This window comes from Sphingomonas sp. IW22, from assembly GCF_041321155.1.
Lineage (GTDB): Bacteria > Pseudomonadota > Alphaproteobacteria > Sphingomonadales > Sphingomonadaceae > Sphingomonas.
Genome location: NZ_JBGGWB010000003.1, coordinates 17,315 through 33,472, shown reverse-complemented (window position 1 = coordinate 33,472; position 16,158 = coordinate 17,315). Strand labels below are relative to the sequence as shown.

The window sequence follows — 16,158 nt, the reverse complement described above, 5'->3', positions numbered from 1 at the left end:
TCCTACCCGATCGCCGAGCACCAGTATTTAACCTCAAGATATTCCTCTATCCCGTAGTGCGATCCTTCCCGACCAAGTCCTGACTGCTTGATACCTCCGAATGGAGCGACCTCATTCGAAATAAGACCCGTATTGTGCCCGACCATCCCGTACTCCAATGCTTCGGCGACACGCCAGGCACGGCGAACGGTCTCGGTATAGAAATAGGCAGCGAGGCCGAACTCAGTATCATTGGCGGCAGCAATCACTTCTGCTTCTGTTTCAAAGCGGAAAATCGGCGCAACTGGTCCAAAGGTTTCCTCACGCGCTACGCGCATGGCCTGAGTCACGCCGGTCAGCACGGTCGGCTGGAAGAATGTGCCGCCAAGCTGATGCCGTTGCCCACCAGCCGCAACTATCGCCCCCTTTGATACGGCGTCTGCGACATGAGCCTCCACTTTCTTGATGGCGTCTTCATCGATCAGGGGGCCGATCGACACATTCGGCTGGGTGCCGACACCCACAGACAGTCCGGAGACCTTCGCCACCAATTTTTCGACGAAAGCGTCGTAAATCGCATCCTGAACATAAAGGCGGTTGGTGCATACGCAGGTCTGGCCGGCATTGCGGTATTTTGAGGCGATCGCGCCTTCCACAGCAGCATCCAGATCAGCGTCGTCAAAGACGATGAATGGAGCGTTGCCGCCCAGTTCCAGAGAGAGCTTCTTGATGGTCGATGCCGATTGCGCCATCAGGATGCGGCCCACTTCCGTCGATCCCGTAAAGGAAAGCTTGCGGACAACGTCACTGTCGATCAGCGCCTTGCCGACTTCGCGGGCCTCGCCGGTCACCACCTGGAATACGCCAGGAGGAATCCCCGCCTGCTCAGCAAGCACGGCGAGAGCCAGCGCGGTTAAGGGCGTCTGCTCGGCCGGTTTTACAATCATCGTGCATCCCGCCGCCAACGCCGGCCCTGCCTTGCGCGTGATCATCGCAGCCGGGAAGTTCCACGGGGTGATTGCCGCGCAAACGCCCACAGGCTGCTTAAGCACGATCAGCCGCTGATCCCCAGATGGTGCAGGGATCGTTTCACCATATACCCGCTTGGCTTCCTCGGCGAACCATTCCACAAAGGATGCAGCATAAAGGACTTCTCCTTTTGCCTCGGCCAGTGGCTTGCCCTGTTCCGTAGTCATAAGCGTAGCGAGGTCGTCAGCGGATGCCACGATCAACTCAAACCAGCGGCGGAGCAGAAAGGAGCGCTCCTTTGCCGGACGTGCACTCCACAATGGCAACGCCTTATGAGCGGCTTCTACAGCGCTCTCGACCTCTCCCCTGGACAGGGAAGGAACCACCCCCACCAGATCTCCAGTACCTGGATCGTACACGGAGATGGTTGCTCCGCTTTGCGCGGAACCCCAACTTCCATTGACCAGACAGGAATCCATCAAAAGTTTTGGGTTTGTAAGATTGAGCATCATTTTTTTCTCAGTACCAAGGTTCAGTATATTGAACCGATCTCCATATTTTGAACCATGGACGTCCCGCAGAAGCCTGTCAAGGAATCAACGATGGATATGACGCTGCACGACAAGAATGAGATTGAACGGGCGCCGGGCGCGGCGCCGGCCTTAAGGCGCGCTGTTCAGATCCTTGACCTTATCGCGAGCACAGAGCGGCAACTTACCGCTGCAGACATTACTCGTGCTCTCGATCTACCCAAAAGTACGGCACATGGTCTGATTAAAGCTCTGGTCGAACTCACCCTACTTGCGCATTCCCCTGATGGAACACTGCGCATCGGGGCACATGCCCTCCGCTGGACAAGCAGCTTTCTTTCACGTTTGGACATCGTCGCAATTTTCCAAACGCATTTGGAGGAGAACCGGACATTTGACCGTTTTACCGCCACCCTGACCGTTCGCGACGGGGCAGAGGTTGTCTATGTCGGCTGCCGTCACTCAGACCAGCCGCTCGGGCAGATGTTTCGCATCGGCATGCGCTTGCCTGCACCGTTCACTGCTACAGGCAAGATGCTTCTGTCAGATCTTTCGCCGCAAGACCTTGCCGCGCTATTCGACCAGGGCTTTCCTGCACCACTGACCTCGCGCAGCATCACGGACCTGGCGCAACTGAAAGGCGATTTGATCGAAACACAACGACGCGGTTATTCCATCGACGATGGAGAGACCCGAGAGGGTATGCTCTGTCTTGGGGCGGCCGTCCGGGACCATACCGGGAAAGCAATAGCGGGAATGGCTATTACTCTCATGCGTGCGGAGGCGGATGATAGTTCACTCAAGGTCTATGGAGAGGCGATTCGGAACTCGGCGGCTAGCTTATCCCGCCGCCTTGGTAGCGGATAATGATCTTCAGAGTTCCCATTAAAGCTGCTCATTATTGATTCCCGCGCAGCAATAAAACTGTTGTGCGCCAGCCTATTACAGCATTTGGGCGAGGTTAATCTTCCTAGGGGCCGCGAAGACCTGCAAGCAGGAAAGCTGCTTCGCGTGACATTCAGGCCTGTGCCATACTTGGCTGTTGATAACCGCAGAGAACGGGCAGACGTGCACACTGTCACATGGTCGTGAAACGCAACACCAAATGAATGACGCTCGCCTGATAGCTATTGGCTCAATTTGGTGGCTATCATTGGCAGTCGCTGTCGAAGCGAGGCTGTGAATCACGGCCTGCTCATGACAACCGGCATTTCCTCAACGCCGTGCTGCGTGTGTTTGCCGGTCGGCTGCTCTAATAGTCAAGATCGCGATCGGTACCGCTTTCGTCCGTTCCTTTCATCAACCGCCGCGCCACGATCACGGCGGCGAGACCGAGGGCCGAGGTTGCCGCGCCCGCCAATGATACTGCGGGGTAGCCGAAGCCGGTGGCGATCACGGCTCCCCCCAGCGCTGCCCCGAGTGCATTGCCAAGATTGAACGCTCCGATATTGACCGAGGAAGCGAGGTTTGGAGCGTCGGCTGCCGCTGTCATTACACGCACCTGCAGCGGTGGTATCAATGCAAAGCTCGCGATACCCCAAAGGAAAACCAGGATCGCTGTCGGGGCCGGAAAGCGCATCAGCATGGCAAAGGCCACAAGGACCGCTGACAGCGAGCCAAGGGTCACGATCAACGTTATGTCGACGGAACGGTCCGCATATTTTCCGCCAAGCCAGTTTCCTGCCGTCAGTCCCACACCATAGGTCACAAGCATCGCAGTAACGAAACCGACCGAAGCATGTGTTTCTTCCCGCAGGATCGGCGCGATATAAGTAAAAACTGTGAACATGGCGCTCGAACCCAGAACGGTGAGCCCCAATGCCGCCAAAACGCGTGCGCGCGTGAGAACCCGCAGTTCGGCAAAGGGATCCCCGCCCGCTTGCGCCTGCTGATCAGGCAAAGTCAGGCGCAGAGCCGCCATGGTCAGAACGCCAAGCCCGGTGATTCCCCAGAACGCCGCGCGCCAACCGAGCCATTCACCCGCCCAGGTCGCCAGCGGCACGCCGATCACGTTGGCGATCGTCAACCCCATGAACATTGCGGCAACGGCAGCCGCCCGTCGATCGGCGGGTACGAGACTTGCCGCCACGACCGATCCGACTCCGAAAAAAGCGCCATGGTTGAGCGACGTAATGATCCGCGCCACGAGGAGCATATCATAACTGCCCGAAATCGCCGCGAGCAGGTTTCCCAGGGTGAAAATTCCGGCCAAACCGATCAGCAACATTCGGCGGGGGATGCGCCCGGTTGTAAGCGTCATAAGCGGCGCGCCGATCATGACGCCCAACGCATAGGCGCTGATCAACAGGCCTGCTGTGGGGATGGAGACATGCAGGTCGGTCGCTATCACGGGCAAAAGCCCCATAGGCGCAAACTCGGTCACGCCAATTCCGAAGGCGCCGGTCGCGAGCGCGAGCAAAGGTGGATTTATTTTCATCGGAACAGGCTTTCGACTATCGTGTTGCCCAGCGGCGCTTGCGCTCGCCGAGCATCATTTGCGCGCGCCGGTCGCAGATGAATTCGAAGGCGCCGTACAAGTGCATCCCGGATCTCGAGCGACCGCATCGGGGCTGTGCTGTTCGGTACGCCCGGATCATAGTGCAACCTGCGACGACGGAACCCGCCCCAACCACCATTGGACAATCACAAGACCGACCAGGGTCGATGCCAGCGCCGCCCAGGGCGTCGTCAAAATGCCCGGTCCCGCGACAAGGATACTTCCAACGAAGGACGCGGCCGAGACGCCCAGATTGAAGGCCGCGATATTGAAACCGGAAGCGGTTCCGACGGCATCGGGCACCTCCTGCTTCGCCACAGTGACGACACCGGCCTGCACCGTCGGTGAAATCACGAAGAGCAACACCCCCCAGATGAACAGGAGGATGAACATGCTGACGGTGTTCGTGGCGGCCAAGGGAAGAAGGACCAGCGCAACAGAGAGAGCCATCAAAGTCGCTCTCAAGGTCGTTCTCAGGCCGAATGTATCGGAAAGCCGACCGCCCAGGAGACTTCCAAGCAGGCTGGCGACGCCAAAGAGCATCAAGGCCAGATTGACTGCGTTTTCGCCTACCCCCGTCACACCGGTCAGCAGCGGCGAGAGATAAGTGAAGACGACGAAAGAGCCGCCATAACCAAAGACTGTAACGAGATACATGGCCAGGAGGCGCGGCTTACCCAGCAAGGCGAACTGCGAGAGAAGGCCGGCCGGAGGCGTGTGCTCAATCGCCTTTGGCAGCGCGACAATCAGGCCTGCTACGCTTATGACTCCGAGAAGCACGACCGCAAAGAACGGCGCGCGCCAGCCAAGATGCTGCCCAACGAACGAGCCGAAGGGCACTCCGATCACCATGGCCAAAGTCAGCCCGGCCATCATGATCGATACCGCCTGTCCCGAACGTGATTTGTCCACGAGCGAAGTCGCGACAGCTGCGCCGATTCCGAAAAACGCGCCGTGGGCGACCGCGGCGATGATCCGCCCGGTAAGGAGCAAGGCATAGTCGGGAGCAAGGGCGGAGAGCAGGTTGCCCAGCGTGAAGATTGCCATCAGGCCGATGGCGAGTTCACGGCGCGGCAGCTTTCCGGTAAGCGCCGTCACCGTCGGCGACCCCAGAGTAATCGCCAGCGCGTAAAGACTGACGAGCAGACCGGCGACCGGAATCGACACGGACAGATCCCGCGCCATCTCCGGGATCAATCCGACCATGACGAATTCCGTCGTGCCGATTGCGAAAGCAGCCACCGCCAATGCGAGAAGGCCAAACGGCATATCGCCCCCGTCAGGCCAGGATGGACGAGGCAGCCGCCTTGGCGATCGCCTCATCCTGCTCGATGGTTGCTCCTGCGATGCCGATCGCACCGATAAAGGCCCCATCCTTGTTGCGAAGTACGACACCGCCGCCAAAGACGATCAGACCACCATTGGTGTTCTCAAATGTATAGGCGGGTCCGCCGGGACCGACACCGGCGCCGAGCTCGCTGCTGTCAGTCTGGAAGAGCGCGGCGGTACGTGCCTTCCTCTGGCTGACGTCGATCGTTCCGAGAGCGGCGGCTTCCGAGCGGGCGAAAGCGAGGAGATGGGCGGCTGCATCGAGTACCGCGATGGAAACTGAGACTCCCGTCTTGTCCGCCTCGCTCTTGGCGACGGCGACCAGGGACTGCGCTGTACTGAAGTCCATTTATGGCTTCCTTCCTTGAATGAAAAGGCAGCCTCAGACATTAATCATGGAGTGCGCGATGGGAAGAAATCGCAAAGGGACATGGGAATAATTCAGCAAGGTTTCAACGATCTTGAAAATCGGTCTGCGCTGTCACGTGTTAGGCGTATGGGCGGTCAGGAGAACCGGCCAATCAATCGCTCGGATGGGTTTCCTTTACAAGATCAAGCCAGGCTTTCGCGGCATGCGAAAGATAGGCGCCCCTACGCCAGATCATTGCGATGTCCCAATAGGCATCCGGTTCAGCGAGGGGAACATAACGGATCCGGTCATTTGGGCGCTGCTCGGCGATCAGGCGCGGCATGAATGCCACGCCAAGTTCAGCCACAGCCAGTGCGATGATGAAATCGATCTGGCTGCTCCGCGCCACAACTTCGGGCTCGAAACCCTGTCTGCGGCAAAGGTCGAGGATGATGCGGTTCAGCGCGAACCCGCTTTCGAACAGGACGAACGGCATGTCCTTCAGCTCGACGGTCTGGATGGTGTCTTTCTGGGCGAGAGGATGTTGGACAGGAAGAAGGGCCACGAGTGGTTCGCGCCTCACAATCTGCCACTCGAATTCGTCCGAGACCGGCAGAAGCGAGGCCCCAAGATCGATCTCTCCTGCGCGCAGGATTTCCTCCAGGCGATTGCTGCCATGTTCGAGGAGGCGGATGTCGATTTGAGGATACCGATGGCGATAAACCGCGAATAGCGGGGCGAACAACGTGCTCGAACCAACAGGCGGCAAGCCGAGGCGCAGCAGGCCGCGCCCCAGGCCGCGCAAGTCCTCAAGTTCGGCCAACATGTCCTCGCGCTGCGCAAGCATCCTGGTAGCACGGCGAAAGACAATTTCGCCTGCCGCCGTCAATGTGCTGCGATGCCCGACGCGATCGAGTACAGGCATGCCGATTTCTGCCTCAAGCTGGCGCACGGCTTTGCTCACCGCGGACTGTGTGGTGAAAACCGTCCTGGCGGCCTGCGAGAAACCGCCCTGGCGCACGACCTCAACAAAGGCCCGAAGGGATCGCAGTTCCATCAGAATTCCTTATGCGAATATTATCTAGTCCAACAAGTCATTTTACTCATGCTGCGGCGCAGCATATAGAGATGGCGGAGGTCACCATGATCCACGCGCTCGTCGTTCGTTTTCGCCGCCGCTTCCATGCCAGCCGCCTGATCCAGATCGGGCTCATCGTCGCCCTTTGGGTCGTCGGCGAGGGGATTGTGCGCTGGACAGGCTTCCCGGCACCGGGCGGGGTTGTCGGGATGCTCCTTGCCCTCGGTCTGCTCGCCACCCACAGGGTGAGCCTCTTCAGCATGAAGCGAGGTGCCGAATGGTTCCTGGGCGAGATGCTGCTGTTCTTCATCCCCGCCGTTCTCGCCGTAACCGACCATCACGAGTTTTTCGGGCTCCTCGGATTGAAGGTTCTCGCCGTGATTGTTGCAAGCACGATCGCGGTGATGGGCGTGACGGCGGTGACGATCGATCTTTGCTATCGCTGGAGGTCCGGTGATGACGGCGCCAACCCTCTCCCTGCATGACCCGCTGATCCAGTCGCTGCTGTGGTCGGTGGCCACCGTCCTGCTCTATTTGATAGCGAAGCGCCTGTATCGACATTGGCCGCGTTGGTGGTTGATGCCGCTGGCCGTTACGCCAGCTTGCCTGATCATCCTTGTCCAGATGCTGCACGAGGATTACCGGGACTATATCCGTGGCACGGGTTGGCTTGTCAGCCTTCTTGGACCGGCAACCGTTGCTTTCGCCGTACCAATTTACGAACAGCGGGAGCTGATCCGCCGGCAGTGGCCGGTGCTGACAATAGGCATGCTTGTCGGGAGCGCCACGGCGGTCGGAACAAGCTGGTTGTTCGCCACACTTCTCGGTCTCGACGGCCCTCTTCGCCAGAGTCTGCTGCCCCGTTCCATCAGCACGCCTTTCGCAATGGCGGTATCCGGCGATATTGGCGGTATACCCGATCTGACAGCGGTCTTTACCGTGCTCACGGGTGTACTTGGAGCCGTGCTGGGTGAAGCGATGCTGGCCTGGCTGCCTGTGCGTTCGACCTTGGCGCGTGGCGCACTTTTCGGGACCGCCGCTCATGGTGCAGGTACGGCCAAGGCACATGAGATTGGCCGGGAAGAAGGCTCGATTGCCGGCCTCGTCATGGTGCTGGTGGGGCTGATGAACGTCCTCGTCGTGACGCTCTTTGTTCATCTATGACGATCAACGACGGCCATGCAACGCACGGGAAATGAGCAACTATTTCATCTTATCGAGTTCATTCATCATCAGCCAGGCCAGGTCAGGCAGCGTTTTTCGCGGCATACGAATGGATGGCCCGCTCAAGGCTATGCCCGCCCTCACCTCGCCATTTTCGCGCCATGGAACGGCGACGCAATGCAGTCCGGGCGAGGATGCCTCAAGATCGAGCGCGTAGCCCACTGTAGCCACCTTTTCGAACTCTGCGACGATATCGGGTGGGAACGCATCGGCGCGCGTCGCCAGGACGCGCTTTCGCAGCCCAGGCATGAAGGCGAGAAAGACGAGCCCTACCGCCGAGCCCTCGAGCCGCTCCCGCTCGGCCGGCGGCCGAGAGGTCTTGAGCATCTGCCCTGACTCGATGCCGGCGAGATAGTAGATTTCGTCCCCGCTCGGAACGCCAAGATAGACCGTTTCACCGGTCTTCTCAGCGATCCTTTCTAAAACGGGCCGAAGCCGCGTACGTAACGCGGAATCATCGCCGGCAATCCGCGCCAGGTTGAGTATCCGGTTGCCCAGATGATAACGCATGTCGCCGATACGCCGGCTGACATAGCCCAGTTCGTCGAGCGTCTTCAGGATGTTGTGGACGGTAGTCTTACCGAGCCCCGTCTTCTCGGCAATATGACGCAGATGGGCGGCACCGCCCTCTTGCGCGATGATCTCAAGAATCGCGACCGCGCGCTCGATGGATTGGATCACGTCCTGTTCCCCTGCCCGTCTTTCAAAGCGCCCGTTTGCGTCATGTGTCATCCCAAAAGGTGCAGCGGCATAGCCTTACCACATGAACTGGATGGGATAGAAGTGGTTCAGGAATGAAGTAAGTTCAACATTGATGAACTATGCCGAGTTTTTGGCGAGGTACACCGCCGTGGCTTGGGAGCCTGCCCCACGCAGTTGTGCGCTGATGCAAGTAGCATCTCGAGATTTTGAAACTCTATTTGAAGTCGCCCTACGTCAAATCGGGCTCACCCGAGGGATGAGGGATCCAATCGCTTGCCTGAACGACGAACTGATCAACGGAACATCCTCTGCGGTCTTGCAGAATTCGGCGAAAGTGCAGATCAAGGCCCGGTCAGGGTCAATCCTTGGCTGCAAACGGGACGTCTGTCTGGGCCGATACCGCTTATCGATCGATCATGGAGCAATAAAAAAGTAAGTGAGGTCTGAAGGCCGCCTTACACGGTGCCCATTCGCGGGGATTATTGCCGCTCCTTGATCGGGGTGACCGGTGTCGGACGACATCCGGAGCGGTAACGCCACCCAATCCAGGCCAATGCGCCAGCGTCGAGCAGGTCTTTGCCTATCAGAAGGCGGAAATGGGCCTGTTCTGACGTATGTACAATCGATCCGTCTGCACCGAGGGAATACTATGGGTTGCCAATCTCGCGCTCAACATGAACGCCTGGATTTCCTGAAACACCAGCAGTATCATACAATGCCCGATGCAGGAAGGCGTCCACGGATCAGTTCACGGACTCAGCGATTCAAATTGGCACGACGGCCTGCTAGCAAGCGCGCTTTCAAACGAAACACGTGCATCCGCCGTCGTGCCCACCCCAAAATCAGACCTCACCCGTAACGATAAATCTTTTTGTTGGCAAATTCATCAATGCTCAGTCTGCCCAACTCACGCCCGAAACCGGACTTCTTAATGCCTCCGAAGGGCACATCCGCCCCATCCAGGCCCGCTGCATTAAGATACACCATGCCAACCTCAAGACGATCACCGACGCGTTCAGCACGTTCGATATCATCACATATAACCACCGAACCCAAGCCGTATGGATTGTCATTCGCAAGCCTTACAGCCTCGTCGTCGCTTGAGACACAGTAAAGTTGAGCAACGGGACCAAACAACTCTTCCGAATAGACGGACATATCGGGCGTAATGTTTGTCAACACAGCCGGCTTGTAGAAATTACCATTCGGTAAATTATCACCGATCTCAAGCTGTGCTCCCTCCTTAAGAGCCGTTTCCACCTGTTTTACAAGCGTTGTGGTCGCAGCACGTGAAGACAAAGGTGGAAACTCAGCAACGCCAGCTTCACTCTTAAGCGCCTCGATGAATTTTTCCTTGAACTCATCGAACACCGATTCAATAACGATGAAGCGCTTGGAGCCGGTACAGGATTGCCCCATATTCTTCATACGGCCCCATACTGCATGTTTTACAGCATTTTCGACGTCAGCAGTGTCGAGTACGATGAAGGGGTCCGATCCGCCAAGCTCGAGCACACACTTCTTGAGATTGCGGCCAGCTTGTTCTGCAACAATTGCGCCAGCGCGCTCTGAACCAGTTAATGACACACCTTGCAAGCGATCATCCGCAATCAAGGTCGATATTTGATCATGAGTCGCATACACATTTGTATATGCGCCGGCAGGAAAACCGGCGTCCAGAAACATCTCTTCGAGTATCTTGGCGGAAGCAGGACATTGGTTTGCATGTTTTATTATAACTGTATTTCCGAGCAGCAGGTTTGGAGCGGCGAAGCGCACAACCTGATAATAAGGATAGTTCCATGGCATAATTCCAAGGATAATACCGATCCCCTGACGCTTAATGACAGTACGCATGCCATCCTTTACATGCAATTCTTCGTCAGCTAACCACTTTTCTGAGTTATTAGCGAATGCACGAAGTATTTCTGCCGAAAATCGAACTTCGTCGACTGAGTCGGCGACGGGTTTCCCCACCTCCTGGTGGATTATTGCTGCAAGTTGATTTTCACGTTCAACAAAAATTTCCGCTAGCAGATTGAGCTTTGCCGCACGGTCAGAGACTGACGTCGAGGAAGACCACTCATCATATGTCTTCTGCGCAGTTGCCAGCATATGCTCAATATCTGCTCCCGACGCTTCGGGATACACCGCAATCCTGCTATCTGTTGCCGGATCAATTACAACGTATTCGCTCATGGACAATCCTCCTATGACTCGCTCCCAGGCCATCCCAAGGCGATATATTGTTAGCGGGTTTGGCTGACGGTGAAGTCTGTCCGCCGTCAGCGCCCATGGCACAGATTTGAGGTTGTGATTTAAGGAGGGTTGGGGCTTCGTCGTAGTGACGAAGGAACGAAGATGAAGACCCAACCCTCCTTGAAAAAATCGCCGGTCAAGGCCCCCGCTGAGCGGGTGGTGAAGGACATCCGGCGGCAGACCCGTCGGCATTTCTCGGCCGAGGACAAGATCCGCATCGTGCTCGACGGTCTGCGCGGCGAGGACAGCATTGCCGAGCTGTGCCGCAAGGAAGGCATTGCCCAGAGTCTGTATTACACTTGGTCCAAGGAGTTTATGGAGGCGGGCAAGCGCCGCCTGGCCGGCGACACTGCCCGTGCCGCGACCACGGGCGAAGTGCAGGACTTGCGGCGCGAAGCCCGCGCCCTGAAGGAATGCGTTGCCGACCTGACGCTCGAAAACCGTCTGCTGAAAAAAAGCATGATCGCGGATGGGGGCGACGACGAATGAGGTATCCGGCATCCGAAAAGCTCGAGATCATCAGGATCGTCGAGCAGTCGCACTTGCCTGCCAAGCGGACGCTGGACCAGCTCGGCATTGCCCGGCGGACGTTCTACCGCTGGTATGATCGCTTCCTCGAGGGCGGCCCGGAGGCGCTGGAAGATCGGCCATCGGCACCGAGCCGGGTGTGGAATCGCATCGCACCGGATGTGCAGGACCAAATCGTGGAACTGGCCCTGGAGCAGTCCGAGCTATCGCCTCGCGAGTTGGCGGTACGATTTACCGATGAACGTCAATACTTTGTATCCGAAGCCACGGTTTACCGCCTGCTCAAGGCCCACGACCTGATTACCAGCCCGGCCTACGTCGTCATCAAGGCCGCCGATGCGTTCCACACCAAGACCACGCGTCCGAACGAGATGTGGCAGACCGACTTCACCTACTTCAAGATCATCGGGTGGGGCTGGATGTATCTCTCGACCGTGCTCGACGACTTCTCGCGCTACATCATCGCCTGGAAGCTGTGCACCAACATGCGGGCCGAGGATGTAACCGATACGCTGGACCTGGCCCTGCAGGCGTCAGGCTGCGACAGCGCGACGGTGCTGCACAAGCCCCGGCTGCTCAGCGACAATGGCCCCAGCTACATCGCTGGCGAACTGGCGGAATACATCGAGGCTCGGAAGATGAGCCATGTCCGCGGCGCTCCGATGCACCCCCAGACCCAAGGCAAAATCGAGCGCTGGCATCAGACCCTGAAGAACCGCATCCTGCTGGAGAACTACTTCCTGCCCGGTGACCTCGAGGCCCAGATCGAGGCCTTTGTCGAGCACTACAACCACCAGCGTTACCACGAGAGCCTGAACAACGTGACCCCCGCCGACGCCTACTTCGGCAGGGCCAGCGCCATCATCAAACAACGTGAAAGGATCAAACGGCAGACCATCGAACATCGGCGCTTGCTTCACCGCAAGCTCGCCGCCTAACATCAACCCCCAGACGAGGCCGATCTCTCCGTTCGATCACGCCGCCAAAAGTGCCAAATCATCTGACGACGGACACTATAACGCTTCCGACATTGCCGACTTTCGCATTTCGGCCGATGGGCAATCGCTTATTCTCTCCTCTCGCCAGTCGCTCAACCAGGCCTATCTGGCGATCGCGACCGAGGGGCGAACGGGATATTTGTTCGACGATCGTTATTTTCCGATCGCGAGCAATGCGCCGTTCGTTCCCGCTCCGGCGCCGAAGTCGTTCACAACCATCGACTTGCAGACAGGGGCGTCGCGGCCGGCGACGCCGGGGGAGGAGCAATCATTCCGAGGTTCTGGAGAGGCCGAGCCCGCCGGAACGCAGTCCGTAACCAGCAACCCACTGGGGAGGCGTGCGTGGACCTACATCGATCCCGATGGGCCTATCCCTTATGCCGTCCACCTGGCGGTAGAGGGCCTAGACCAGCGGAAGCTGACGTGCGCGGCTGAAACATGTAGCGACATCGCCGTGGGCGCATGGTGGTCGAAGGATGGGCAGCGCGTTCGTTTCCTCCGGCGAGAAGGTTGGGCTCGAGGCACGACGGCCATCTATGAGTGGGTTCCGGGCAAGGATAAGCCGCGCAAACTTTACGAGACGACCGACGTCCTCTTCGATTGCAAGCCCATCGGCGACGATTTGCTATGCTTGGCCGAGGGAAGCGTTGTTCCGCGACGAATTGTCCGTGTCGATTTGAGCAAAGGCAGGCAGCAGGCCGTTTTCGAACCTAACCCAGAATTCGCCGGCCTCGCCAAGGGCGAGGTCAAACGTCTTCAATGGACGACGTCCTTCGGCGTTGAGATGTTCGGTGATCTCGTCCTTCCGGTTGGGTTTCGTTCCGGGACACGCTATCCGATGATCGTCGTGCAATATGGCTCCCGCGGGTTCCTGCGCGGGGGGACAGGGGACGAATATCCGATACAGGCTTTCGCGAACGATGGCTTTGCCGTTTTGAGCATCGAGCGCCCCAGATCGCCAGCGGTCGCGCCGGGTGCGAAGAGCTATGCGGACCTGGACAAGGCGGACCTTACTGACTTCATCGACAAGCGGAATGTTCTTTCCGGAATCGAGGTCGGCGTGAGGAAGGTCATCGACAGCGGAGTGGCCGACGGCCGAAGAATTGGCATCACCGGCCTGAGCGATGGCGCTACGACGGTTCAGTTTGCCGGCGTGAACAGCACCATGTTTGCAGCTGCATCCATGAGCAATTGCTGCGCCGAACCGACGCAACTAGCCTTGCTGGGGCCGGCTGCCGCACGACAATACGAATATGTCGGCTGGCCGGCGTTGACGAGCGCTTCAGACAGCTTCTGGTCGAGCATCTCCTGGGTGAAAAATGCCAGCAAGATCCGCTTCCCGGTCCTGCTTCAAATGGCCGACAGCGAATACCGCTCCGCCCTCGCCGCCTTTACCGCTCTGCGAGAGGTTGATGCTCCAATCGAACTACGCATCTATCCTGACGAGACGCACATAAAGTGGCAGCCAACACATCGGCTAGCAATATACAGACGAAATCTGGATTGGTTCGCATTTTGGTTGAAAGATGAACGCCCTCAAGGTGCGGCTGGAGAAATCGAAGCCCGGCAATGGGCGAAACTCGCGGCGCCAGGAGGGCAAGTTGGCGCGAGCAGATTACGACCAGATTGAACTCTACGATGCCGCCGGTAATTAATCGTAACGCTTGGGTACGCGTTATTTTTGAACTGAACCGGATTGCGGGACAAATCAGTTTCAATGTCCCTTCTAATGCCTGTGACGGCACCAGCGGGGCGCTGACGCAAACAATAGCATTTTGAGACTTTAGGGTCAGCCCGGACGACGAACCCTCGTCGATGCGGGCGGAGGCCCGCATGACCCCGACAAAGCTGCTCATCGGAAAAATTATAGTGGTGCTCGCGATCATCGTCGCGAGCATCTGGACGGCGACGCAGTGGGTGGCAGCGGAACTCGCCTACCAGGCCGAACTAGGCGCACCTTGGTTCTTCGCGTTCGGCCACCCGATATACCATCCGTGGTCGATCTTCCCATGGTGGTTCTCGTTCGACGCATATGCGCCGATCATCTTCGACGAAGCCGGCGCGATCGCCGCTGCGGGCGGGTTCATCGGCTGCGGTGCTGCGATCGCAGGTTCGTTGTGGCGCGCTCGGCAATCGAACAATCTCACGACCTATGGGTCTTCGCCTGATTCTGGAGCGACTGGATCTGGTTGTTGATCTGGGTCAGCGTCCGAGCGGCGGTGAGCAGGTTCTGGCTGTAATTGCTCGGATCGAACACGAGGAGCTGCGTGTGGGCCGGCGTGGTCGTCGTGACGACACCCATGACGAGCGAGGCGGCGGCACCAAGGCCGAGCGCGCTCGCGGTCAGATATTTGCGGATGTGGGAACGCATAAACTTACTCCTGTGCTTTGGGGGGGAGGGAAAATCGGGAAGGATATCTGCGGCCCAGCCTAGATCGGCATCGCGGAGGAAGCGATCGGCGAAATCGGCCTCGCCGTGCTCGGCGACGAGCGCATCGATGCGGGATTGGGTCGCAGGGTCGGAGGCACCACCCATCACACGCTGGGACCAAACACCTTATGTGTCTCGCCTTTGCTATAGATGCCCCGTCACCGACCCTGGCCGGGATCGGTGACGGGGTGGGATACAGCGCTAAACACCTTGTGGCCTGACCACGTTCGCTAGCAGGCTGATCCCGCCTCTCTTCACCGTCTCGAACAGTTGACGGCGGCCCGTTTGCGGGACCGCGAAGCATAAGGAAGAGAGTGTGATATGATAGCAGCGACAACCGCCGTGGGTATAGATGTATCCCGCGACTGGCTCGACGGATTTTGCCATCCTTCGGCACGGCGTTTCCGCCTGCCGAACACCTCACATGGCCACAAACAGCTGTGCGAGCTGATCGAGCCGATGCCGGGCCTGGTCAAGGTTGGGTTCGAGGCGACGGGCGGTCAGGAATGGGCGCTCTGGATCACCCTTGCAGCAGCAGGGGTCGAAGCTGTGCAACTGCCCCCGGCGCAGATTAAGGCCTTCGCCCTTTCCCGGGGTACCCGTGCGAAGACAGATCGGATCGACGCGGAACTCATCGCCGGGTTCATGCTGTTCCGGCCAGACGCGGGACGAACATTACCAAATGAAAATCTTCGCACTCTCAGAACTTTGACGACAAGACGCGCCCAGATCGTTGACATACGCAAGCGGCTCTCCGCACATATCTCGGCGCGCAACAAGCAGGGTGTGGCGGGTGATGTCGAAGATATGGACGTCGCCCTCAAGGCCATGCTTGACGAACAGATCGACGAGATCGAACGTCGGATCGAAAGCGCTATCGCGCAAGATGAGAGCCTCGCGACGAAGGCGCAACTTCTGCGCTCCATTCCGGGAATCGGGCCCGTCTCGGCCGCGATGCTGATCGCTGAAATGCCTGAACTCGGGAGGATGACAGCAGGCGAAGCCGCGTCCATGACCGGCCTTGCTCCGGTGCCGCATGACAGTGGGGCAATGCGCGGCAGGAGAACAATCGTTGGAGGACGGCGAGCGCTGCGTCATGTGCTGTTCCAGGCCGCGCTCGCCGCTGCATGTCACAATCAGATGCTGAAACCGGTAGCCAAACCCCTCAAAGAGCGTGGGAAACCCCACAAACTCATCATCATCGCAATCGCACGAAGGCTCGTCACAATCGCCAATGCCGTCCTCAAAACGGCTTCGCCGTGGCGGCCAGGTCACGCCACTTAAA

Annotated in this window: 14 protein-coding genes and 1 pseudogene; 7 read left to right on the top strand and 8 right to left on the bottom strand. The window is 58.4% G+C overall.

Annotated elements, in window-relative coordinates:
* Positions 1-2: 2 nt before the first annotated feature.
* Entirely contained in the window at positions 3-1,460 is a 1,458-nt protein-coding gene (locus ACAX61_RS13700) for an NAD-dependent succinate-semialdehyde dehydrogenase (RefSeq protein ID WP_370715408.1), read from the bottom strand.
* A 90-nt stretch (positions 1,461-1,550) separates the two neighbouring features.
* On the opposite strand from ACAX61_RS13700, the gene ACAX61_RS13695 reads away from it, so the two are divergent.
* Positions 1,551-2,345 (top strand): IclR family transcriptional regulator, encoded by a 795-nt coding sequence (locus tag ACAX61_RS13695; RefSeq protein ID WP_370715407.1) that lies wholly within the window; start codon positions 1,551-1,553, stop codon positions 2,343-2,345.
* A gap of 385 nt (positions 2,346-2,730) precedes the next feature.
* On the opposite strand, the gene ACAX61_RS13690 is transcribed toward ACAX61_RS13695, so the two are convergent.
* From ACAX61_RS13690 to ACAX61_RS13675, 4 genes are all read right to left on the bottom strand, one after another.
* Positions 2,731-3,915 (bottom strand): MFS transporter, encoded by a 1,185-nt coding sequence (locus ACAX61_RS13690; RefSeq protein ID WP_370715406.1) that lies wholly within the window; start codon positions 3,913-3,915, stop codon positions 2,731-2,733.
* A 156-nt stretch (positions 3,916-4,071) separates the two neighbouring features.
* A complete protein-coding gene (locus tag ACAX61_RS13685) occupies positions 4,072-5,244 on the bottom strand; it encodes an MFS transporter (RefSeq protein WP_370715405.1) in 1,173 nt (390 codons plus the stop codon).
* A gap of 10 nt (positions 5,245-5,254) precedes the next feature.
* Complete coding sequence (locus ACAX61_RS13680) at positions 5,255-5,653, bottom strand: GlcG/HbpS family heme-binding protein (RefSeq protein WP_370715404.1); 399 nt, start codon at positions 5,651-5,653, stop codon at positions 5,255-5,257.
* Between the two features lie 172 nt (positions 5,654-5,825).
* Entirely contained in the window at positions 5,826-6,710 is an 885-nt protein-coding gene (locus tag ACAX61_RS13675; protein WP_370715403.1) for a LysR family transcriptional regulator, read from the bottom strand.
* An 86-nt stretch (positions 6,711-6,796) separates the two neighbouring features.
* Between ACAX61_RS13675 and ACAX61_RS13670 the strand changes: the two genes are divergently transcribed.
* Together ACAX61_RS13670 and ACAX61_RS13665 are read left to right on the top strand one after the other, a co-directional pair.
* Positions 6,797-7,216 (top strand): CidA/LrgA family protein, encoded by a 420-nt coding sequence (locus tag ACAX61_RS13670; protein ID WP_370715402.1) that lies wholly within the window; start codon positions 6,797-6,799, stop codon positions 7,214-7,216.
* Complete coding sequence (locus ACAX61_RS13665; protein WP_370715401.1) at positions 7,188-7,895, top strand: LrgB family protein; 708 nt, start codon at positions 7,188-7,190, stop codon at positions 7,893-7,895. The genes ACAX61_RS13670 and ACAX61_RS13665 overlap by 29 nt, the downstream gene beginning before the upstream one ends.
* A gap of 39 nt (positions 7,896-7,934) precedes the next feature.
* Here the strand turns inward: ACAX61_RS13665 and ACAX61_RS13660 are convergent, their stop codons facing one another.
* Positions 7,935-8,636 carry an IclR family transcriptional regulator gene (locus ACAX61_RS13660; RefSeq protein ID WP_370715400.1) on the bottom strand — a complete coding sequence of 234 codons (702 nt, stop codon included), beginning with the start codon at positions 8,634-8,636 and terminating at the stop codon, positions 7,935-7,937.
* An 870-nt stretch (positions 8,637-9,506) separates the two neighbouring features.
* Positions 9,507-10,856, bottom strand: a complete 1,350-nt coding sequence (locus ACAX61_RS13655; RefSeq protein ID WP_370715399.1) for an NAD-dependent succinate-semialdehyde dehydrogenase — start codon at positions 10,854-10,856, stop codon at positions 9,507-9,509.
* Between the two features lie 162 nt (positions 10,857-11,018).
* Here ACAX61_RS13655 and ACAX61_RS13650 point away from each other — a divergent pair.
* From ACAX61_RS13650 to ACAX61_RS13640, 3 genes and pseudogenes are all read left to right on the top strand, one after another.
* A protein-coding gene (locus tag ACAX61_RS13650) for an IS3 family transposase (RefSeq protein ID WP_370715398.1) occupies positions 11,019-12,382 on the top strand; the annotation gives its coding sequence in 2 pieces (ribosomal slippage) (positions 11,019-11,366 and positions 11,369-12,382; 1,362 coding nt in all).
* Positions 12,318-14,072 carry an Atxe2 family lasso peptide isopeptidase gene (locus tag ACAX61_RS13645; RefSeq protein ID WP_370715397.1) on the top strand — a complete coding sequence of 585 codons (1,755 nt, stop codon included), beginning with the start codon at positions 12,318-12,320 and terminating at the stop codon, positions 14,070-14,072. Before ACAX61_RS13650 ends, ACAX61_RS13645 begins: the two co-directional genes overlap by 65 nt.
* A 203-nt stretch (positions 14,073-14,275) precedes the next feature.
* Positions 14,276-14,605, top strand: a pseudogene (locus ACAX61_RS13640) (conjugal transfer protein TraG); the annotation flags it as partial.
* Here ACAX61_RS13640 and ACAX61_RS13635 read toward each other — a convergent pair.
* A complete protein-coding gene (locus ACAX61_RS13635; protein WP_370715396.1) occupies positions 14,586-14,978 on the bottom strand; it encodes a hypothetical protein in 393 nt (130 codons plus the stop codon). The pseudogene ACAX61_RS13640 and the gene ACAX61_RS13635 overlap by 20 nt on opposite strands.
* Before the next feature lie 216 nt (positions 14,979-15,194).
* On the opposite strand from ACAX61_RS13635, the gene ACAX61_RS13630 reads away from it, so the two are divergent.
* Positions 15,195-16,157, top strand: a complete 963-nt coding sequence (locus ACAX61_RS13630; RefSeq protein WP_370715395.1) for an IS110 family RNA-guided transposase — start codon at positions 15,195-15,197, stop codon at positions 16,155-16,157.
* Position 16,158 lies beyond the last annotated feature (1 nt).

Excerpts from the sequence above, each read along its gene's own strand:
- ACAX61_RS13695 (WP_370715407.1), top strand. The coding sequence starts at position 1,551 with ATGGATATGACGCTGCACGACAAGAATGAGATTGAACGGGCGCCGGGC.
- ACAX61_RS13680 (WP_370715404.1), bottom strand. The coding sequence starts at position 5,653 with ATGGACTTCAGTACAGCGCAGTCCCTGGTCGCCGTCGCCAAGAGCGAG.
- ACAX61_RS13670 (WP_370715402.1), top strand. The coding sequence starts at position 6,797 with ATGATCCACGCGCTCGTCGTTCGTTTTCGCCGCCGCTTCCATGCCAGC.
- ACAX61_RS13665 (WP_370715401.1), top strand. The coding sequence starts at position 7,188 with ATGACGGCGCCAACCCTCTCCCTGCATGACCCGCTGATCCAGTCGCTG.
- ACAX61_RS13655 (WP_370715399.1), bottom strand. The coding sequence starts at position 10,856 with ATGAGCGAATACGTTGTAATTGATCCGGCAACAGATAGCAGGATTGCG.
- ACAX61_RS13635 (WP_370715396.1), bottom strand. The coding sequence starts at position 14,978 with ATGGGTGGTGCCTCCGACCCTGCGACCCAATCCCGCATCGATGCGCTC.
- ACAX61_RS13630 (WP_370715395.1), top strand. The coding sequence starts at position 15,195 with ATGATAGCAGCGACAACCGCCGTGGGTATAGATGTATCCCGCGACTGG.
- ACAX61_RS13675 (WP_370715403.1), bottom strand. The coding sequence starts at position 6,710 with ATGGAACTGCGATCCCTTCGGGCCTTTGTTGAGGTCGTGCGCCAGGGC.
- ACAX61_RS13685 (WP_370715405.1), bottom strand. The coding sequence starts at position 5,244 with ATGCCGTTTGGCCTTCTCGCATTGGCGGTGGCTGCTTTCGCAATCGGC.
- ACAX61_RS13700 (WP_370715408.1), bottom strand. The coding sequence starts at position 1,460 with ATGATGCTCAATCTTACAAACCCAAAACTTTTGATGGATTCCTGTCTG.
- ACAX61_RS13690 (WP_370715406.1), bottom strand. The coding sequence starts at position 3,915 with ATGAAAATAAATCCACCTTTGCTCGCGCTCGCGACCGGCGCCTTCGGA.